The sequence below is a fragment of the Aeribacillus sp. FSL K6-1305 genome, from assembly GCF_038050115.1.
Taxonomy (GTDB): domain Bacteria; phylum Bacillota; class Bacilli; order Bacillales; family Aeribacillaceae; genus Aeribacillus; species Aeribacillus composti.
On sequence record NZ_JBBOQV010000003.1, the window covers coordinates 1 to 20,254 of the forward strand.

Annotated in this window: 18 protein-coding genes; 14 read left to right on the plus strand and 4 right to left on the minus strand. The window is 37.8% G+C overall.

Annotation, left to right across the window (positions count from 1 at the left end):
• Positions 1–261: 261 nt before the first annotated feature.
• The 10 genes from moaA to NST97_RS18435 all read left to right on the plus strand — a co-directional run bounded on the left by moaA (position 262) and on the right by NST97_RS18435 (position 12,397).
• Positions 262–1,281: a GTP 3',8-cyclase MoaA gene (gene moaA / locus NST97_RS18390; protein ID WP_341343576.1), complete on the plus strand. Its 1,020-nt coding sequence runs from the start codon at positions 262–264 to the stop codon at positions 1,279–1,281.
• A gap of 148 nt (positions 1,282–1,429) precedes the next feature.
• Positions 1,430–2,182 carry a response regulator transcription factor gene (locus NST97_RS18395; protein ID WP_341343577.1) on the plus strand — a complete coding sequence of 251 codons (753 nt, stop codon included), beginning with the start codon at positions 1,430–1,432 and terminating at the stop codon, positions 2,180–2,182.
• A gap of 11 nt (positions 2,183–2,193) precedes the next feature.
• A complete protein-coding gene (locus tag NST97_RS18400) occupies positions 2,194–3,282 on the plus strand; it encodes an XdhC family protein (protein WP_144596580.1) in 1,089 nt (362 codons plus the stop codon).
• Between the two features lie 539 nt (positions 3,283–3,821).
• On the plus strand, positions 3,822–6,239 hold the full coding sequence (locus tag NST97_RS18405; RefSeq protein WP_341343578.1) for a xanthine dehydrogenase family protein molybdopterin-binding subunit: 2,418 nt from the start codon (positions 3,822–3,824) through the stop codon (positions 6,237–6,239).
• Positions 6,236–6,691, plus strand: coding sequence for an SRPBCC family protein (locus NST97_RS18410; RefSeq protein WP_144596576.1), 456 nt, complete (start codon positions 6,236–6,238; stop codon positions 6,689–6,691). The genes NST97_RS18405 and NST97_RS18410 overlap by 4 nt, the downstream gene beginning before the upstream one ends.
• 606 nt (positions 6,692–7,297) lie before the next feature.
• Positions 7,298–8,185, plus strand: coding sequence for an FAD binding domain-containing protein (locus tag NST97_RS18415; protein WP_341343579.1), 888 nt, complete (start codon positions 7,298–7,300; stop codon positions 8,183–8,185).
• The gene (locus NST97_RS18420; protein WP_063387539.1) at positions 8,172–8,663 is read left to right on the plus strand and encodes a (2Fe-2S)-binding protein; all 492 of its coding nucleotides are present in this window, start codon (positions 8,172–8,174) and stop codon (positions 8,661–8,663) included. Before NST97_RS18415 ends, NST97_RS18420 begins: the two co-directional genes overlap by 14 nt.
• Positions 8,664–8,670: 7 nt before the next feature.
• Positions 8,671–10,230 carry a class I adenylate-forming enzyme family protein gene (locus tag NST97_RS18425; RefSeq protein WP_311067057.1) on the plus strand — a complete coding sequence of 520 codons (1,560 nt, stop codon included), beginning with the start codon at positions 8,671–8,673 and terminating at the stop codon, positions 10,228–10,230.
• 30 nt (positions 10,231–10,260) lie between these two features.
• On the plus strand, positions 10,261–11,049 hold the full coding sequence (locus NST97_RS18430) for an enoyl-CoA hydratase/isomerase family protein (protein ID WP_341343580.1): 789 nt from the start codon (positions 10,261–10,263) through the stop codon (positions 11,047–11,049).
• A gap of 97 nt (positions 11,050–11,146) precedes the next feature.
• On the plus strand, positions 11,147–12,397 hold the full coding sequence (locus NST97_RS18435) for a benzoate/H(+) symporter BenE family transporter (RefSeq protein WP_341343581.1): 1,251 nt from the start codon (positions 11,147–11,149) through the stop codon (positions 12,395–12,397).
• Positions 12,398–13,198: 801 nt separating this feature from the next.
• On the opposite strand, the gene tnpC is transcribed toward NST97_RS18435, so the two are convergent.
• The 4 genes from tnpC to NST97_RS18455 form a co-directional block, all read right to left on the minus strand.
• Positions 13,199–14,776 (minus strand): IS66 family transposase, encoded by a 1,578-nt coding sequence (gene tnpC / locus NST97_RS18440; protein WP_094245431.1) that lies wholly within the window; start codon positions 14,774–14,776, stop codon positions 13,199–13,201.
• Between the two features lie 61 nt (positions 14,777–14,837).
• Positions 14,838–15,194: an IS66 family insertion sequence element accessory protein TnpB gene (gene tnpB / locus NST97_RS18445; protein ID WP_003352857.1), complete on the minus strand. Its 357-nt coding sequence runs from the start codon at positions 15,192–15,194 to the stop codon at positions 14,838–14,840.
• Complete coding sequence (tnpA, locus tag NST97_RS18450; RefSeq protein ID WP_311066156.1) at positions 15,188–15,508, minus strand: IS66 family insertion sequence element accessory protein TnpA; 321 nt, start codon at positions 15,506–15,508, stop codon at positions 15,188–15,190. The genes tnpB and tnpA overlap by 7 nt, the downstream gene beginning before the upstream one ends.
• Positions 15,509–15,652: 144 nt before the next feature.
• Positions 15,653–16,822, minus strand: coding sequence for an ISL3 family transposase (locus tag NST97_RS18455; RefSeq protein ID WP_021292746.1), 1,170 nt, complete (start codon positions 16,820–16,822; stop codon positions 15,653–15,655).
• Positions 16,823–16,949: 127 nt separating this feature from the next.
• On the opposite strand from NST97_RS18455, the gene NST97_RS19400 reads away from it, so the two are divergent.
• The 4 genes from NST97_RS19400 to NST97_RS18470 all read left to right on the plus strand — a co-directional run bounded on the left by NST97_RS19400 (position 16,950) and on the right by NST97_RS18470 (position 20,195).
• Positions 16,950–17,255, plus strand: coding sequence for a TIGR04104 family putative zinc finger protein (locus NST97_RS19400; RefSeq protein ID WP_445684621.1), 306 nt, complete (start codon positions 16,950–16,952; stop codon positions 17,253–17,255).
• Between the two features lie 948 nt (positions 17,256–18,203).
• The gene (locus NST97_RS18460; RefSeq protein WP_339194785.1) at positions 18,204–18,581 is read left to right on the plus strand and encodes a hypothetical protein; all 378 of its coding nucleotides are present in this window, start codon (positions 18,204–18,206) and stop codon (positions 18,579–18,581) included.
• A gap of 520 nt (positions 18,582–19,101) precedes the next feature.
• Positions 19,102–19,245, plus strand: a complete 144-nt coding sequence (locus tag NST97_RS18465; protein ID WP_235600428.1) for a hypothetical protein — start codon at positions 19,102–19,104, stop codon at positions 19,243–19,245.
• Between the two features lie 374 nt (positions 19,246–19,619).
• The gene (locus NST97_RS18470; RefSeq protein ID WP_341343582.1) at positions 19,620–20,195 is read left to right on the plus strand and encodes an HXXEE domain-containing protein; all 576 of its coding nucleotides are present in this window, start codon (positions 19,620–19,622) and stop codon (positions 20,193–20,195) included.
• Positions 20,196–20,254 lie beyond the last annotated feature (59 nt).

Consider the following 20,254-nt stretch of genomic DNA (forward strand, 5'->3'; position numbering starts at 1 on the left):
TATAAATTATGCGAAACGACCAACCGGGTTTCCGAGAGGTTTTTGTTCCTGATTGACGACAAAGTGTAACAGTAGTTATTTTTCCGTTTTATCTAAATAATCTGTAAGGAGTCCTCTTTGTTATACAAAATGATAGGAAAGAAAAAGGAGTGTCCTTTTGCCATTCATGCAATATTTTTGAAACCGTTTTAATAATTTGATAGGATAACATTTATAATATCGATCATTTTTGAAAATCCTTATAAAGGAATGTGATAAAAAATGAAAAAGAACCAAGTCTTGGATCAGAGGCACCGCCCTTTGCGCGATTTGCGTATTTCTGTAACCGACCGATGTAATTTCCGGTGCACGTATTGTATGCCGAAAGAGATATTCGGAGACGATTATCAATTCCTTCCGAAGGATCACTTGTTGACGTTTGAAGAAATTGCCCGGCTCACGAAAATTTTTGTTGAGCTTGGCGTGAAGAAAATTAAGCTGACGGGAGGCGAACCGCTTCTTCGAAAGGATGTATATAAACTAATTGCCATGCTTTCAAAAATTGAAGGAATTCATGATATTGGTTTGACAACAAACGGCGTGTATTTAAAAAAGTATGGCTCAAAATTGTATGAAGCAGGTCTTCGCCGATTGAACATCAGCCTTGATGCGATTGATGACGATACGTTTCGACGTTTAAATGGCCGAGATGTATCAGCAAAGACGGTCTTGGCAAATATTGATTATGCTGTATCAGTCGGATTTTCGGTTAAAGTAAATATGGTTGTACAAAAAGGAGTAAATGATCACCAAATTTTGCCGATGACGGAATATTTTAAAAACAAGGGGATTCCATTAAGATTTATTGAATTTATGGATGTAGGCAGTACAAACGGCTGGAATATGAAAGATGTCTTGATAAAAAAAGATATTGTAAAGATGATTAGTTCTGTTTATTCCATTGAACCAATTGATGAAAACTACTTTGGAGAGGTAGCCAAGAGATATCGTCATCAAGACACAGGTTCAGAAATCGGATTTATTACATCAGTATCAGAACCATTTTGTTCAAACTGTACGAGGGCGCGTATTTCATCAGACGGAAAGCTGTACACTTGTTTATATGCCCATGAAGGATTTGATTTACGGGATTTCATTCGTTCAGGAAAAAGTTCAGAAGAAATCAAAATGGCTATTGAACGTGTTTGGCAAAATCGTAAAGATCAATATTCTGTTGAACGTACAGAAAACAAAGGTATGTTGAACAAAAATAAAATTGAGATGTCATATATAGGAGGATAAACAATCGGCGTTTGGTGATGAAATGCTGATTGTTTTTTTTATGTTTTTTAGAAAATTCGAAAGAGAAAAAATTAAAATTGAAATCGCAAAATTTTTAAACCATTAAAATACATTTTTATCTAATATATAAAAACAAGGAGGGAAGCAATTGGCTGATGTATTAATTGTTGATAATGATAAATCTGCTCGGAAGGATGTAAAGTCAATTATTGAAGATAGTAAATTCAGCTTTCTTTCCATTTATGAAGCAAGTACATCTCAACGAGGTATGATCCTTTTAAAGCAAAATCGACCGACTATACTCATTGTGGATATCTCCTTGCCAGATATAGACGGTATCAAATTAGGGAGATCAGCGTTGCAATTGTATCCAGATTTGCCCGTGATTGTTGTGACTCAGTTAAAAATGTTCGAGTTTGTTCAGGAAGCGATCAACTCAGGTTTTTCAGCTTATTTGTTGAAACCGCTTTCCAAAAATGAACTGCTTGATACATTTGAGCGGATTTTGCCCCAAGGATTAAATAAAGAAATTAATCAAACCATCAATGGTAAAAGTCATTTTTCCTCTGACTTAAAAAATCCGATCGAAAGTGCCATTCAGTTTATTCAAATGAATTATGGTTATGCTCTTACTCTAAAAGAAGTAGCAAATCAAGTGTATTTAAGTCCATCTTATTTCAGCCGATTGTTTAAAGAAGAAGTTGGTATGACATTTGTGGAATATTTATCGTTTGTTAGAGTTCAAAAAGCTAAAACGCTGCTTAGAGTTTCGAGTCTTCCGATTGAAATTATCGCTAACAATACCGGTTTTTCAAATGCAAGCTATTTTGCAACCGCTTTTAAAAAAATGGTTGGGAAGACGCCAAGAGAGTATCGGGATCAGTTTCATTTTGAAGAATAGGAGGTGAAGTCGTGATTACGATTAAAAAGGAATTGGAACGCTGCAAAAAGGAAGGGTTATCAGGTGTTATTGGAACCATTATTTCTACAAAAGGATCTACCTACCAAAAGACAGGGGCAAAATGCTTCGTATCAGAAGATCGAAAGCTAACAGGTCTTTTAAGCGGAGGCTGCGTCGAAGCAGATATTGTGGAACATGCTGTAAAAGTGCTCGAAACGGGAAAACCGGCAGTTCTCCACTATGATTTTTACGGAGAAGAGGATATTGTTTGGGGACTTGGTGTCGGCTGTAATGGAAAAATGAACATTTTTTTACAACCATATCTGCCAAAAAAGCAGCCTGAAAGGACAGAAGTGATTGATCAATATTTTTCACAATCCCTCCAAAAACAATTACACGCTGTCACGATCGTGAATGCGAAAGATGAAAATCTTCAAGGAAAAATGTGGATCCTAGACCCTTTGCAAAGTAATGACGACTCACTTATTACCGTTTCTGAAATTGCTCATGATTATCAAGATCGGAAAAACAATTTAAAAAATGAAATGGTTTATTTAGGTGGTGAAAAAGAATTGTACGTATATTATGAATCATTAAGTCCACCACCACACTTAAAGATTTTTGGCGCAGGTCCTGATGCCATTCCGCTTGTCAAAATGGCGAAAAGCTTGAAATGGATTGTGACTGTTCTTGACCATCGTCCTACTCATTGCAATGAAAATAATTTTCCTGATGCTGATTTTATCCAAGTTTATCCTAAAGGGTCTGTTCCTGACGTTTCGTTTAATGAAAACACATATGTCATTATAATGACACACAATTTTTTGCACGATCAAGAAATATTAGAATCCATCATTCATTCAAATGCGGCTTACATTGGCCTTTTAGGTCCGAAAAAAAGAACTGCCCAATTAATTGAAAGCAGCCAAACTCTAAAGGCTCATCCTTCTATTCAGCAAATTCATAGTCCTATCGGTCTTGATATTGGAGCGAAAACACCGGAAGAAATTGCCTTTAGTATTTTGGCTGAAATTATGACGGTGTACAGAGGCGGAACAGGAAAGAAATTATCAGAGCTGGCGGCAATGGCTTATTCCTAAAAAAGATACATCAGTCATAAAGGTGAAAAAACATATTTTGTTGTGTGTTATCAGCTGCAGCTTTCTCAAAGCGGATGGTCAAACACAATCTATTAATACCATCTATTGGAAAGGTATTAACCAAAATACCGTGGATGTAAGTAAAAAATCTCAGTTAAGCGGTATTGTTGCTGTCTTAACTCGGACCTGAAGTTTCTATGAAATAAGTAAACCGATTGGTTTTGGGTGATATTACCAATCAAGGCTGATTACGTTGCTAAAAATAAGATTAAAAAATGCATCTGACAAGACTGACACCGTAGTTGCGTTATTGTGCTGTGATTCAATGCTATGAAAGAAATAGGAACCTGTTTATTGTTCAAGCAAAATATCGAATTAAAAAGGTCATCCAGTTCTTTTTAAGTTTTCTTACTTCTTTAAAAGGATGAGATAAAGGGCAAAAATTCGTAATGATATTTGTTTTGCTGCGATCGCAATATCCTCAAGTTAGTGAGTCACCACAAAATTATGAGAGATTTCTTCGGAAGGAGGTAAGTTAAATGAGTAAAGTGATTGGGAAAAGAGTGACGCGTGTTGAAGATGCTAGATTATTGACTGGTCAGGGAAAATATATTGATGACATCGGTACCCCGCCGAATACTGGTCATGTGGCCATTTTAAGGAGCCCTTATCCGCATGCCAAAATTGTGTCTATCGATTATTCGGAAGCCTTAGAAATTCCTGGAGTAAAGGGTGTTGTAACAGGTAAGGATGTACATCCTCTATTAAATCCTTTTAGTGTTGGCGTCAGTGCTCCAGTACACTATTATCCAATTGCCATTGATAAAGTTCGTTTTGTAGGTGAGCCAGTAGCAGTTGTCGTGGCAAAAAACCGTTATATTGCGGAGGATGCGTTAGAAAAAATTAAGGTGAAATATGAAAATCTTGAACCAATTGTAGATATTGAACGTGCAATAGAAGATGGAGCACCTATTTTACATGAAAATGTTGGTTCAAATATTGCTAATCATCGAACATTTCACTATGGAGATGTAGAGAAGGCTTTTGAGAAAGCTGACAAAATCATCAAGCATCGTTTTCAATTTCCGAAATATTCTGCGACGCCAGTTGAAACATACGGCATTATTGCACAATACGAGGATAGCTCTGATAGTTATACGGTTCACGCAAACTTTCACGGACCGTTTGTGCTTCATTCGATTATGGCAGGTGCATTAAAAATTCCAAGCAATCGGTTGCGGATTATTATACCAAAAGATATTGGCGGCAGTTATGGAATTAAGGCAGGAATATTCCCGTATATCGTTCTTTGTTCCGTTGTAAGCCGTCTCGTAGGCTGTCCAGTGAAATGGATCGAGGACAGGCAGGAGCATTTAGCAGCTAGTTCAAGCTGTACGGATCGAGTCACATATATTGAAGCAGCAGTAAAAAATGACGGAAAAATACTCGGATTAAAAATGAAAATGATTGACAACGTTGGTGCATATATTCGGGCACCAGAGCCGGCATGTCTGTACCGGAATCATGCTAACACAACCGGTGCCTATGATATTCCCAACTTAATGATTGATGCGTATGCCGTTATGACGAATAAATTGCCGACAGGGCTTATACGCGGATATGGGGGACAAGAAACGTATTTCCCTCTTGAACGGATCATGCAAATCATTTCAGATGAATTAAAATTAGAGCCAGCTGAAGTGATCAGACGGAATTTAATTAAAAAAGAACAATTTCCATACAGAACGGCATCTGGTGGAGTGTATGACAGCGGCGACTATGAAAAAGCATTTGACCTGCTATTAAAAATCGGTAAATATGATGAATTCAGAAAAAAACAAGCTGAAGCACGCAAGATGGGAAAGCTTCTTGGTGTTGGCCTCGCTGTTATCGTTGAACCATCCGGTTCGAATATGGGATACATTACGATCGCCTTAACTCCAGAGGAAAGAAAAGCAGGATTGCCGAAATCTGGTTGTTCAGAAGCGGCGACGATTTCGATGGATCCTATGGGAAATGTGAATGTGCGCATTAGTACAACACCGTCCGGACAAGGGCATGAAACGGTCGCTAGCCAAATCGTATCGGAAATTCTCGGAATTCCGCATGAAAAAATTAATGTTGTAGCTGAACTTGATACAGCAACAAGTGCATGGTCCATTGCTTCTGGAAGCTATTCCAGCCGGTTTGCGTCACTCGGATCAAGTGCAGTGTACTACGCAGCACATAAGGTAAAAAATAAGCTTATCAAAATTGCCGCACATTTTTTAAAAGCGAAGGAAGAAGATTTAACGATCGAAAACGGTAAGATCGTTTCCAAAACCGATCCATCTAAATCTATTTCTATAAAAAGGGTTGTTGGATCAGCCCATTGGAATCCGCTTTCTTTGCCAGAAGGGATGGAGCCTGGAATTTATGAAACAGCCTATTATACTGCCCAGGCTGAACCGCCGGATGATCAGGATTTAATTAATTCATCGGTTACGTATGGATTTGTTGCAGATTTAGTGACAGTTGAAATTGATCCAGAGACGGGTGACATTCACATTCTTGATTATTTCACGGTTCACGATGCAGGAAAACTGTTAAATCCGCTTATTGTCGATGGACAAATATTGGGAGGCCTAGTCCATGGGCTTGGCGGCGCCATGTATGAAGAACTCGTCTACGATGAAAAAGGTCAGTTTTTAACTGGATCGTTTATGGATTATTTATGTCCAACAGCGCCTGAAGTACCAAATGTAACGATCAAACATATCGAGACGCCGTCACCACTTACACCATTAGGCGCTAAAGGTCTTGGAGAAGGAAATACAATGAGTGCACCTGTTGTCATTGCAAATGCAGTAAATGATGCGTTGAAGCCATATGGTGTGACGATTGATTCATTACCAGTAACACCAAATAAAGTATGGAACATTTTGAATCAGTCTAAAAAACAGGAGGTTTCATCATGAACGGAAAAGGGAGCGTAACATTAAATGCAGGAATTGAAAAAGCATGGGAAGTGCTGCTGGACCCAGAGGCATTAAAAAATTGCATTATGGGCTGTAAAAAATTAGAGCCTGTCAATGAAAACAAATATGAAGCGGAAGTATCTATTGGAATTGCTGCTGTGAAAGGAAAATATGAATCAACCATTGAAATTGCTGATGTTCAAAAACCGAACCATTATAAGCTCATTGTAAAAGGGGAAGGCGGACCAGGAAGTGTTGAAGCAGCAGGAGTTGTTGATCTTGTTCCAATTGACGATAACAAGACTGAATTGAACTATACGTATGAAGCGGAAGTTGGCGGAAAAGTGGCAATGGTTGGGCAAAGAATGCTAAATGGTGTAGCTAAATTAATCATTCAGGACTTCTTTAAAAAGTTTAATAAAGAACTAGCGAAAAGCGAACAATCTATTTAAATAGAGAAAATACTAGTCAAGCACAAAAATCAAAGGAATTGGAAATTCCAAACCTTTTGAATGGCTTTATCCAATTCTTTGAGCTGCTAGATCATACTGTGAGTGGACGCAATGAAAAGGTCGATTGAGTCTTCTGCACCGATAAGTAAATCTGGCTGCCTTTTGAATGGAGTTTGCTACATTTAGCATCATTAAAGCGATTTTTGCCCTTTTCCTGAAAATAACCCCCTTTCATGTAAGGATCTGTGGAAAGGACTATTCGGGATGTCCCCAGTCCACTTGTTGAGCAATCACGAGAACTTGCTCTAATCCATGCTGTCTGGAAGCTGTCACATTCAGCATTGGTGGCAAGAGGGAACAAGATTGCGGGTTAGAAGTTCGAACAAGAGCTGGAGAAACAGACTTTATAAGTAGTCATAGCTGATGGATTTCTCCCAATGATCCTTAATACCACTATCTAGGGGCATCACGAAAAGTCTACCCCTAAAATGGAACTTTTTCAGATAGTGCCAGTTAGCAACACTATCTGAAAAAGTTAAAGAGTCTAAGTGGAAAATGCCTCTCTCTAAAGAGGATTCTAAAAATACTAAACGAGGAGGGGAGTATATGAAACCCGTAAAATTTGATTATTATTCCCCGAAAACAGTTGATGAAGCTTTAACACTTTTAGAAGAAGCAGGATTTGACGGGAAAATCATTGCCGGTGGTCAAAGTCTTGTACCAATAATGAACATGAGACTATCATCGCCAGAATGTTTAATTGACATTAATCAGATTCATGATTTGCAATTTATTGAGTTTGATAGTGACAAAGTTAAAATTGGTGCGTTAACGAGGCAGGCGGAAGTTGAAAGATCAGATGTAGTTCAGAAGCATTTAGGGCTTCTAAGTGAAGCGGTTCCCTTTATTGGGCACGTTCAAACGAGAAATCGGGGAACATTTGGAGGAAGTCTTGTTCATGCTGACCCAACAGCTGAAATTCCTCTTTCATTGATGGCGCTAGGAGGGACCCTTCATATTGCTTCTAAAGAAGAGGTGCGAGAAGTAAACGTCGAGGATTTCTTTATTACTTATTTAACAACGGACATAATGCCAAATGAAATGCTGACGGAAATTCACATTCCTATAGAACAAGAAAGAAATGGATATTCATTTTATGAAATTTCTCGTCGTCACGGTGATTTTGCACTCGTTGCCTCTGCTTGTCAATTAACGATTGATCATTTAGATCGCATTACAAATGTAAGACTTGTATTAGGCGGTGTTGAAGCAACGCCATTGTTAATAGAAGGGGCAAACGAATGGATGAAAGGAGAGGTTTTATCTGACTCCCTTCTCCAAAAAGTCGAGGATATAGTGGATGAAATGGTAGATCCAGAGTCAGATATACACGCAACTGCTGAATATAGAAGACATCTTTCGAAAAAATTGGCAGTGCGTACGGTGAAATCAGCCTACGAACGAGCGAGGGGTGAAGCCAATGAGCGTTCATGAAATTGAAGTGACGATCAACGGGAAAAAGTATAAAGAACAAGTTGAGTCGAGATTGCTGTTAAGTGATTTTTTACGAGAAACGTGCGGTCTCACTGGCACGCATGTCGGCTGTGAACATGGTGTGTGCGGTGCTTGCACGATCCATTTAAATGGTTCAGCTGTTCGAAGCTGCCTCATATTTGCGGTTCAAGTGGATGGGCAGGAGATCACAACAGTAGAAGGTTTGGGAGAAGACGGTCAATTAACTCCATTACAAAAAAATTTCATTGAATGTCACGGCCTTCAGTGCGGGTTCTGTACACCTGGAATCTTAATGTCAGCAACTGACTATTTACAAAAAAACCCGAATCCTTCCGTTCAAGAAATAAAAGAAATGCTATCAGGACATTTATGCCGATGCACGGGTTATGTTGGAATTATAGAAGCAATTCAAAAAACAGTTGAAGAAAATAGTAATCATGCTCGGGTGGAAAGGTGATGATGATATGAACCTTTTAACTCTTTTTGAATTTGCTGTTGAGCGTCATCCAAATCGACTTGCTGTTGTAGAAGGAGACAGAAGGTATACGTACAGGCAATATCATAACGAAGTGGAGAAAGTCGCTGCTTCACTTCAAAAAATCGGCATTAAACAGCATGACCGCGTTATGATTCTTTTAAAAAATCGTCTTGAAAATACGGTGATTTATTGGGCGCTGCAAAAAATTGGAGCCATTTACACTCCAATTAATTTTCGGCTTTCGGTGAAAGAAGTTGAGTATTGTGTAAATGATGCTGAGGCTGCTGCTGTCGTATACGAGAGCGTAAGCCAAGAATCCGTGCTGAAAGCAAATCTGCACCAAAAACCGATACTTATTGGGTTCGGCGAAGTAGAAGGAGCTGATATCTACTATGATGAGCTTGTTGAAAGAAGTCCTGGCAGCTTGGAAAAGCCAACGATAGATGATAACGATATCGCTCTTATGCTTTATACGTCCGGAACAACAGGAAAACCGAAAGGAGTTCCTCGAACGCACAAAAATGAATATAGTGCAGCGCTAGCCCATATTATTCAAAACCAATATCAAGATGGGGAAAGTACATTAGGGACAATGCCGCTTTATCACACAATGGGAATGCGCTCCCTTCTATCTATTATGTTTTTAAATGGAAAATATGTTATTCTGCCTGATTTTGATGCAAAGGAAGCGTTGGAATTAATAGAACGTGAAGAAATTACATGCCTTTACTTAGTACCTACGTTATATCACGATATGTTAAATCACGCTGAATTTCATCATTTCGATTTGTCTAAGTTGAAAAAAATTGGTTATGCAGGCGCTTCTATGACAACAGCTTTAACAGAAAAATGTATTGAGATGTTAAAGCCTGAAGTGTTTGTGAACCATTTTGGCAGCACTGAAATTTACACATTTACAATAAACCATAATGTGAAGGAAAAACCAGGATGTGCCGGTAAGCCAGGCTTTCATCAGAGTATCCGCATTGTTAAGGCAGATCCTGATGGCAATGCAACTCCAGAGGATGTAGTGGAAAAAGGAGAACTGGGAGAAATCATTGTCAATATTGAATCACCAGAAAGCTTTAAAGGCTACTGGAATAGACCAGATGCTACAAAAAAAGCCATTCGGGATGGATGGTATTTTACTGGAGACCTTGGCAAATTAGATGAGGATGGAGATTTATATGTCGTCGGACGTGTCGATGATATGATTATTTCCGGCGGAGAAAATATACATCCTCTTGAAGTAGAAGATGTTTTAGCCAAGCATCCGAAAGTGCATGAAGTTGCTGTAATTGGTGAAGAAGATGAGCGCTGGGGCCAAGTTGTTTCTGCCTATGTCGTACCAAAAGATCCGTCACTTACCATACAGGAACTTGACGATTATTGTAAAAATAATACAAAACTTTCAAACTTTAAACGTCCAAGAAAATATGTATTTATTCAAGAAGTACCGAAAAGCCCTGTTGGGAAAATTCTCCGTCGTAAACTCAAAACGGGAGAATTTGAACTATATATAAATGAAAGTGAAAAAATCGTTTAATTTTTTCAAAAAAGAAAGGGGAACCAAAACATGGAAGCAGTAAAACAATATGATCACATTCGAGTAGAAAAAAATCCGGAAAAAAAGAAGGCAACAATTGTTTTCGACCGTCCAGAAAAAATGAATTATATTAGCATGCTAGCTCGCTCGCAATTTCCAGAAATTTTTGATGAGTTAAATAAAGACGATGATGTTCGCGTCATCATTATTAAAGGTGAAGGAGATAAGGCATTTAGTGCAGGAGGGAATATCCCTGAATTTTTGGAAGTGCATCAAGAAGAATTATCACATCTTGCTGTAAACGTTGCAGCACCAGAACGTTCTCCAAAGCCTGTCATTGCTCAGCTTCAAGGCTATACGTTTGGAGTCGGTTTTGAAATTGCTATGGCATGTGATTTTCGAATTGCAGCAGACGACACATTATTAGCACTGCCTGAGATGAATCTTGGTATGATTCCGGGAAGCGGCGGAACACAAAGGGTGGCTAAAGCAGTAGGATTAACTCGCGCAAAAGACATGATTATGCGTGCAAGAAGAATTCCTGCTGAGGAAGCGTATCAATGGGGCCTTATTACAAAGGTTGTTCCAAAGGAAGAACTAGAAAGCGCTGTCGATTCACTCGTTGAAGAGCTTGTAAACTTCTCTCCGCTTGCATTAAAAGTATGTAAACAAGTGCTCAATGCAGCCGATGAAACACCGCTTAGTGCAGGAATTGAAATAGAAGGAAAAGCCTATGGATTGCTTCGCACTACAGAAGATTTCAAAGAAGGCGTCGAAGCATTTGTTCAAAAAAGAAAGCCGAATTTCACAGGAAAATAATATTGAAATACGAATTATTCGTGCTCCCCAACTATAGTTGAGGGAGCATATAAAAAATAGTTGTTTTCAGAAAATTCATAATAAAAGGGGGTATACGATGAATACCGAACGAAAAGGATTTACGAAACATTTAAATATTAACACAGTGAGCGCTGGTACACTTGCCGCTATTTTTGGATGTACTGGTCCAGCTTTAATTATTATTGGTGGAGCAGCAGACGGTGGTTTAACACATGCGCAGACGATCTCGTGGCTCTTTGCTGTTTATTTCTTTGGTGGATTGTTGGGGATTTATTTGGCTTTAAAATATCGCCAGCCGATTGCAGGAGCTTACTCTATTCCAGGTGCAGTACTTGTTGCAGGTGCATTATCACAGTTTTCTTTAAATGAAATGGCGGGTGCTTATTTTGTGGCTGGTGTCATTGTCTTACTACTAGGAATTACTCGTACAATCGGAAAGATAATGAACTGGATACCCGTTCCGATCGTAATGGGGATGATTGTTGGGGCCATGATCCGGTTTGGAACCGGAATGATTACATCTATTGAAAAAGCCCCATTGATCGCAGGGGTAGCAGTTCTCGTATACTTGCTATCAGTACGATTTATTAAAGTCATACCGCCAATTTTAACATCTTTCATTGTTTCTGTTATTTTAGTAGTAATCATGAACGAATTTCAAATTCAAGATCAGCAAAGTAGTTTTATTCTTCCACAAATTTTAATACCTTCATTTAGTCTTGAGGCAATAGTATCTGTTTCAATTCCGCTTGCTTTCTTAGTTATCGGAGCAGAAAATGCTCAAGCAACCGGTGTATTAATGGCTCAAGGATACAAGCCGCCTGTCAATGTTATGACAATAATAAGCGGAATTGGTGGGATGGTCACTTCTTTCTTTGGAGGACATAATGCAAATATTGCCGGTCCGATGACGGCCATTTGTGCTTCAGAGGAAGCGGGGAAAAATAAGGAAGGACGTTATGCATCTGTTGTGGTAAACGGTATTTTATTCAGTTTATTTGGATTACTTGCCGGCATCGTCGTACCGTTTGTAACGGCTCTACCATCTGTACTCGTTGGTACTATTGCTGGTCTAGCAATGATTAGCGTACTGGTGAACTCTTTACAAAGTGCTTTTTCTGAAACTAAATTTCAAGTTGGAGCGTTTTTCGCATTAATCATTGGTATGTCGGATATTAGTTTTTTTAATATTAGTTCACCGTTTTGGGCATTAGTTGGAGGAGTGTTGGTTTCCTTGTTAATCGAACCTCATCATTTTCAAAAAGAACATGAGGATAATTTTGATCTTCCTGAGAAAACGGATCGTGCCATTTCTGAAACATTTTAAGGTGTTCAAATTCAAAATGACACAAATTAAAATCGCTTTCTAAAAATCGTTTAGGTTCTGCCTAAAAGATTGTTGTTTTACTATTTCTTTTTGATTGTCCTAGATAGTCGCAAAGCAGCAAATCTTACGAAAACAGCCTTAACAACAACAGGATGAAAAAATTTTTTCTAAATAAGATCTGTTTTGAACAAGCCTATCGTACGATTGCTTTGAGACCTCCTTCTTAAAAATGTTCAAAAAGAAGGAGGTTAATTGATTTTATCCATAAATATTTACTCTACTTTATCATATTTTTCATGTTCCGAACTTATTCATTGCAACGCGAAACATATCGATCCCATTATTTTTAAATTCAGCTTAACAGCAAAGTCCGCGTTTGATCCTAATTATTTTGTTCGAACTTTCGATAATATTTGCTTAACCTTCTTTTTAACAAATCCTTTTGACTCATAAAAAATATCTTTTTCATGCTATTATTACTCTTTTCACCTAAAGATCGGCATTGATCATTCTTAATTATTTGCAATATTCTCTTTTTCATCTTAATACATACACTTATTATTTATTATATGCCGATAATAAGTGTAATTTCTGCCTTTATTTTCACACATAATATCCAAACATTTCACTCATGAAAACATGATACACTCCGCGGATTTGTAACAGGTTACATCAGTGTAAAATAAAAGCTATTCTCTAAAAGATTGTTGTTTATCAATCATAGAGAAATATATATCATATGGTAAAATAAAGGTAAGCGTAAAATAATCCCCACCTTTTAATGATAGGGATTAAATACTATTATTGTGATAAGTTATTAAAAACCCGACAATTCAAAGGAATTGTTTTGGACCAAGGAAGTAGTTGATCAAGCTCATCCATATTGCTTATATCCATATTGGGAAGCCTTTCAAATAAGTAGCGAAGATAATAAAATGGATTTAATTTATTCTCTTTTGCTGTCTCCACAATACTGTAAATGATTGAGCTGGCCTTAGCTCCTTTCGGAGTATTGCTAAAAATCCAGTTCTTCCTTCCGATCACAAATGGTTTAATGGATCGTTCACTTCGATTATTATCGATTTCTAAACGTCCATCCTCTAAAAATGCCACGAGTTTTTCCCATTGGTTGAGGCAGTATGTAATGGCTTGACCTAATAGACTCTTTGGTAAAACATTGCTTTTCTCTGTTTTTAGCCATGCTGAAAAAGCCTCCAACAATGGTTGGCTGTGTTTAAGTCGTTTTTTATATCGTTCTTCTGGTGTACATTCTTTCAAATCACGCTCGATGGCAAATAGCTGATTACAGAAATTGAGTCCTTCCCGAGCTGTGACTGCTGAATGACGTTTGGATTCAGGAAGTACGTTTAAAGCCTCATCGAACTTTCTGCGGGCATGAGCCCAACATCCAACTAATGTTACGCCGGATACCTTATGATATCCTGCATATCCATCGACATGCAGGTATCCTTTAAACCCTTTTAGGAATTCTTTGGCATGTTCTCCTGCTCTAGTTTCCTGATAGTCATAAAGGACAAGTGGTGGATCCTCTCTTCCAGTCCGATAAAGCCACATGTAAGATTTCGATGTGCTTGACCTTCCAGGTTCATGTAAAACCTGAACAGTTGTTTCATCCGCATGTAGAATGTCTTTAGAGAGGAGATGCTCTTTCATTCGTTGATAAATTGGCGCAAGCCATTTTTCGGCACCATAAAGCATCCAATTGGCCATGGTTTGCCTGGATAAGATCACACCTAATCGTTTGAACTGTTGTTCTTGGCGATATAGAGGTAGCCCCTCTACATATTTTTGATTCATAATATATGCCATGCTTGACGGTGAAGCTAAACTTTTTGGATACACAGATTTTGGGGCAGGTGCTGTAACGATTGGTGTCTCTATTTCATTACGCTCACAATGACGGCATCCATAGACATATCGAACGTGTTTTAAAACTTTGACTTGAGCCGGAATAATCACTAATTCTTGTCGTACTTCTGTGCTCATTTCGTGTGTTTTTTCACCGCAACACGAACAGACCTGCTCTTCTTCGGGTAAACGATATTCAATCGTTTCCATAGGCAGGTTTTCAAACGTAGCTTGACGTTGACCACGTTTCTTTTTACGACGATATGTAATTGTTTCAACAGTTGGCTCTTCGGCTTTTACATTAGACTCTACCTCTGCTTCATTGAATAAAGGTAGTTCTAATTGATTAGGATTTGTTTTTTCGCTTGAAGAGCCAAATTTTCGTTTTTGACTAAGACGATACTGTTCTTCATACCATTGTAATTTCGCCGTCAATTCAACGATTTGCTGTTGAAGTTTTTCAATTAATTCAAATGGGTTTTGGTTAGGATTCTTTAAATTTTTCATCATGTAGTAATAATTCGACGGTTTTAGCTATTTTCCTCCAAGGTTTTTGTTAAAAGTAAAAAATTCATATAACTGTTCTAGCCTTTACTTCTGGGTGTGCTTTCTTTTGCTCCATTGCAAGACCATCCAATAACCAGCGTAATTGCCGATAACTAATTTGTATCGTTCCAGTGTCATTTTCATTTGGCCATTGAAATTTTCCTTTTTCCAATCGACGATAATAAAGCCAAAAACCATTATAGTCCCAGTGAAGAATTTTTAATTTATCTCGCTTTCGATTACAGAACACAAAATAGCTTGATGAAAAGGGATCTAAATCAAATCCCTCTTTCACCAAAGCAGCTAATCCATCAATGGATTTTCTCAAATCAGTACTTCCTTTTGCCAAGTAAACTCGTTCAGCTCTTGTACCAACTAACATGTTGATTTCAACGTCCTAACCACTTCTGAAAGAAAGGCCGGATCGAAACCAGGTTTTACTTCAATTGAAATCCCACTAATTTCAATCCGTAATGAATTTTCAACTGTTTGTGAATGATCTTCTAGGGTAACGGATGCCCATTTTGTAGACTTTCCTTGATTTTTTATTGGATTTTCAATTTTTCTTAACCAGTATTTAAACTGGTGAATATTCCATTGATTTTCCTTGCACCAGTTTACTTGAGTTTGACCGCTTTTACGATAGTCAGCGATTCGTTGTTCCCAAACCTTTCGTAATTCAGGATTCTTAGGCATAAAAAAACCTCCTTCAATTTCATCTTGAGGAGATTATCTCATGAAATTAGCACACCAAGAAGGTGTGCAAGATTTGACGCTTACAAATAAAGTAAAAAGGGGTAGTTTCAGGTTCATCACCAAAAGATGTACTTGATTTTTACGTTAAAATGTGATAGAGGTCTCTAGACGGACACGCAAAGTAAAACGCTGGATATTTCGATACCCATATCCTCGCCTTTTGATCAATTTTATTTTGTTGTTGATTCCTTCCATTGGACCATTTGAGTAAGAAAAAACGATGCAAGAAAGCACTGCGTCTCTTCGGGTGATGAGTGCCTTGGCAATACTACGTACGGCGGCACAGTCGCTAAAAAGGTACCGGTCAAACCATTGGGTCAAACGAGTTTCGGCTTGCTTTCTTGTTTGGCTTTTGGATACGTAACGGAAATGTTGAAGTGCTTGATAGACATCACGTAAATAAGCACTTTCTTGGCACCATTGTCGAACTTCCTGTCTCTCTTCTTCTGTTAATTTTTCTGGACGTTGGCTTAACAATCGGCACACGCGGCGAACGCTTCCATGTTTGGTTCCGCCTTTGGCAAGGTATTTGCGACAACGTTCCAGTGCATCGGTGAATAACTGAATCACATGGAAGTGGTCAAGAACATGGATGGCTTTTGGACATACCTTTTCAATGGCTTTTCTCATGGCAGGAGCCAAGTCGCTGACAACATACTTCACTTTGGAGGCGACGGGTTGAAGCGCCTCCACAATGGCTTCTTCATTTTTTCCAGAAGCAATGGAAAGGACATTCCGAGTCTGTGTATCCATCACCGCTACTCCGTAATCATGTCCCTTTCGGAAAGCGAATTCATCCACACATACTACTGTAGGATTCGATGTTGGTAAAAGAGCCGGGGCATATTGATAAAACCAGCGTTCTACTGTCGTATAGGCGAGTTGTAACAAGCGAGCGACTTCTTGAATCGTTTTTCCGATGCATAACTGGGCGACCCAATGTTGAAACGATTCCGTCGCGATACTGTGAGACGGAAGTCCCGGATAAGAAACGGTGAACGTCAGAAAACAGGCTTGGCAACGCCGTCTTTCTATGGGAAGTTCAATCCAAAATAAACCGACCGTATTTGTATAGCCATGAATCCATTGTTTTCGTTTCGATGATATTTTGGTTGTCCGTCCGAAGCAAGTCGGGCAGATCGGACAATGAGGAGGGAGGGAAAGTTCAAAAATCCATCGTTCTCCCTCTTTTCGTTCTCCATGAATAAGAAAGCCTGGTAAAGTGATCAAATCTTTGATAAACTGAGATTGCATGCGAAATTTCCTCCATGGTTGATGGTTTGGTCACCTTTACCATACAGGAAATTTCGCATTTTTTGTACCCTTGATCAGAAAACAACCTGATTGTCAAGTACATTTTGTGGTGAAGAGCCTAGTTTCAATGGGATTGCCAAAATGTTGTAAATGTAACCATCCATTTAGTTGGAGAAACATATTTTGTGCTTCGTTCAAATTTAGCCAAGAAATAAAGTGCCCTAAGTGTGGAACAAAAATGTATCCAACAATGAAATCAAGACAAAAAATGGGTATAGCAACTTTTGTACCATTGGTCATATCTTTTGCATTACAGGTATTTGGGCTTCCATTCAAGTTTACTATGTTGATATTTTTGTTGTTGTCAGTTTTGGATATGATATTGCTGCCATTTTTATATTCGTTTGTCGATCATGAGGAGCCCCTTTGGTGAAAAAGGACGTATTGTTAAAGCTGATGATAAAAGGGTTTTTGCGCAATCTTGATGATAGGGAGGAGTTTTATGGAGAATATTTGTGTGTAAAGTTTTTAGCTTCTCATCTTAATTCAATAATCCCGATTTTTCATCAAAAGGACGTCAGAACCGGTACCCCCGTATCGCCTGAAAAAAATCCCCGCATATAACTATAGTGTCAATGAGAGAAGCAGTCGTTTACGATTACGAGAAGAGAGATATATGAAAGAGGAATGAATATTTTCTAATAATATAAGGAAATTGAGGATCGAAAACAGTTTAGAAATCTATTCAATCTCTCAACTGCTCCTTCGAAATTAATGAGAAAGTAGGTTGGATCTATTTAAGCGATGCCTTTCAAAAACGAAAGAGTTTCAAAAACGAAAGAGGGTTTTTCCAAAATTTCTATTTTTATTATTGAGGAAGACGAAAAGACATTCGGACTGTTATCGAGGACATCGTTTGATCTCTACCGATTAGTAAGAGCAAAAAAGGGATAGAAACGCAAAGTACGTTATGAGAAAAATCTCTACTCAACATCTTCTGAACTTGCGCAAAAAGAAGTATGGTTAAAGATTACAAATAATCATTGATTGTATTAAATGATCAATAAACGAAACATCGTTGTTAAATTATGAAACGCAACAAAAGACAATCATTCGAAAACCGAAAATGGAAAAATCAGCGAAAATTATTCTGAAATAATGTGATAGATTCTTAATAGATCAACAAAAAGTATCTATAACCGCTCTTCGAATGTAGAGAGTGTCGAACTTTCTCCATTTGAGCGAAACATTGCTTAAAGTGTTTTTAAACATCATACTCCAATTACCATGTGAATACATGAAAGTTGATGCGATTGATATCGAAATGACCGCAATATGGTATAATAATAATTATATTTATAATGAAGAAAGGAGCATACCGATGGCTGAAATTACAAATGAAATGATTTTGCAAGCGATTAAAGAACTGGCTGAGCAGCTAAAAAACCATTCAGAAGAAACGAATAACCGGTTTGAACAAATTGACCAACGGTTTGCACAAATTGACCAACGGTTTGAGCAAATTGATCGGCGGTTTGAACAAATTGACCAACGATTTGAACAAACCGATCAGCAGTTTGAACAAACGAAGCAGCAATTGGTCGAAATCAATGAGCGGCTCGACCAAGTTGAACAAAAGATCGAGGAGATGGACAAACAGCTCACTGATGTAGCAAACGGTCAAAAAATTCTTGTGGAAGAGTTGTTTGAAAATAAGAAAGAAATCAAGCGAGTCAAAAATATTTTAAACATATATTAACCGCATTGATCTATTAAGCGTTTTTTTTGGACAAAACCGTTAGATAAAAACAAAATGATGTCTGAAATTAGCTTTTCGCCTCCCTGTTTTCTTCAAAATAATGTCCAAACTTCTTCGCCGTTTTCTATTTAGCTTTATTCGTTCCTATTATTATCCAATTAATACTATCCCCGTTTTTAACACATAATCCCCGGAATAGGATCTGGCTTGTGCTGTCTACAGTGTGAGAAAAAAGGCGCAACAAAGGATAAGTCCCATTCAAAAAACAGCAGCTGTCTCATCGGTTTAACGGCCATTGCGGCAGCCTCGTTATGCTTTCACCTTATTGATTAATTTTTATTATAAATGCAATAATTTTTTCTATCAGCGAAAGCAAAGACTGACATTAGTTTTAAGCGCCTCAGGCTTTTTACTTTCGGTACTTTCCATTCTTCACTGTTCGAAAACCTATTTACAACAAAGCAAATTTTTCCTATAATTATAACTAACTAATTAGTTAGTTATAAAAAGGGGGTTCTTGTTGGCTGTAAAAAAAGGCGAGGCGAGTAAGAGAAAGTTATTTCTATGCCAGAAGAGCTTTTTACGAAAAAAGGGTTTTCAAAGTACCAAAAGAAGTGAATTTGTTGCAAACGAAAGCTTAACACAAGCTGCGTTTCAAAAGTAAGGAAGATATCTTTCAACAAATATTTCAAAATTTTGATCAACAGTTAATAAAACTAAGGGATGTTGGAAAAATCTGTTGAACTATCGCTATCGGATGTCAAAACTTTTGTAACCAACATGTTTATCAAATTATTTACTTTTTTAGGAAAAAACAAATCAGACAAGGAGACAGTGATCAGATTCGAATAAGATTGATATGTTCAATAACAAGCGATTCGGAATTGTAAAAGAAAAAATTGACACAGGGTGGCAGCAGAGTCCATCGCTGCTATTATAGAACGATTGGTACATCGATATTTATTAACAGGAGAAAAAGTAAAGTAGGACAGATGTTTTTGGGCAGAATTTCAAATCGTTCGAAAAGCGGTGATTGAAATGGTATTAGATTGGTTGGATTCTCAACTTCATTTGGTTAGCGTGCTTTGGTTATTTCCCATTTTGTTTATGTTTCATGATTTCGAAGAGATTCTTACGGTGGAGAAGTGGACCAAACAGAACAAGGAACAAGTTCTTGCGGTTTTACCTAAATCAATACGAAAATATTTTTATAGCAGCTTTCAGATGACAACTGTTCAATTTGCGAACGATGTATTTTGGATTTTCCTTACCATTACAACAGCAACATGTTTAGCCGTCATTTTCTCTTTTTACTATATTTTTTTAATGTTACTGTTTATCTTTTTTGCCCATGTGTTCACACATTTAGGGCAAGCACTCTATCTAAGGAAATACACTCCTGGTGTAATCACTTCCATCATTCTAGTGTTGCCCTATTCTTCATATACCTACTATCGATTGCTGAAAGAACAAGTCATAAGCGGAACAGATATATTGTGGAGTACTATTGGAGCTTTCATCATCGTGCCAATATTATTTCTGTTTCTGGTGTATGAAAGAAATAAAGCTACAAAAAAAGTTGAGGAAGATGGTGCCGACAAGAATTTTGTGTAATGTAAGATAGATTTGAAGTTACACGATTAACTGTAGGCGAGTAACTTTCATATAAATAT

Bases quoted from the DNA above. Each gene is read 5' to 3' on its own strand.
- NST97_RS19400 (WP_445684621.1), top strand. From the start codon at position 16,950: ATGGGATTGCCAAAATGTTGTAAATGTAACCATCCATTTAGTTGGAGA.
- NST97_RS18420 (WP_063387539.1), top strand. From the start codon at position 8,172: ATGAGCGTTCATGAAATTGAAGTGACGATCAACGGGAAAAAGTATAAA.
- tnpC (WP_094245431.1), bottom strand. From the start codon at position 14,776: ATGATGAAAAATTTAAAGAATCCTAACCAAAACCCATTTGAATTAATT.
- NST97_RS18470 (WP_341343582.1), top strand. From the start codon at position 19,620: ATGGTATTAGATTGGTTGGATTCTCAACTTCATTTGGTTAGCGTGCTT.
- NST97_RS18405 (WP_341343578.1), top strand. From the start codon at position 3,822: ATGAGTAAAGTGATTGGGAAAAGAGTGACGCGTGTTGAAGATGCTAGA.
- tnpA (WP_311066156.1), bottom strand. From the start codon at position 15,508: ATGCCTAAGAATCCTGAATTACGAAAGGTTTGGGAACAACGAATCGCT.
- moaA (WP_341343576.1), top strand. From the start codon at position 262: ATGAAAAAGAACCAAGTCTTGGATCAGAGGCACCGCCCTTTGCGCGAT.
- NST97_RS18430 (WP_341343580.1), top strand. From the start codon at position 10,261: ATGGAAGCAGTAAAACAATATGATCACATTCGAGTAGAAAAAAATCCG.
- NST97_RS18435 (WP_341343581.1), top strand. From the start codon at position 11,147: ATGAATACCGAACGAAAAGGATTTACGAAACATTTAAATATTAACACA.
- NST97_RS18460 (WP_339194785.1), top strand. From the start codon at position 18,204: ATGGCTGAAATTACAAATGAAATGATTTTGCAAGCGATTAAAGAACTG.
- NST97_RS18455 (WP_021292746.1), bottom strand. From the start codon at position 16,822: ATGCAATCTCAGTTTATCAAAGATTTGATCACTTTACCAGGCTTTCTT.
- NST97_RS18415 (WP_341343579.1), top strand. From the start codon at position 7,298: ATGAAACCCGTAAAATTTGATTATTATTCCCCGAAAACAGTTGATGAA.
- NST97_RS18410 (WP_144596576.1), top strand. From the start codon at position 6,236: ATGAACGGAAAAGGGAGCGTAACATTAAATGCAGGAATTGAAAAAGCA.
- NST97_RS18425 (WP_311067057.1), top strand. From the start codon at position 8,671: ATGAACCTTTTAACTCTTTTTGAATTTGCTGTTGAGCGTCATCCAAAT.
- tnpB (WP_003352857.1), bottom strand. From the start codon at position 15,194: ATGTTAGTTGGTACAAGAGCTGAACGAGTTTACTTGGCAAAAGGAAGT.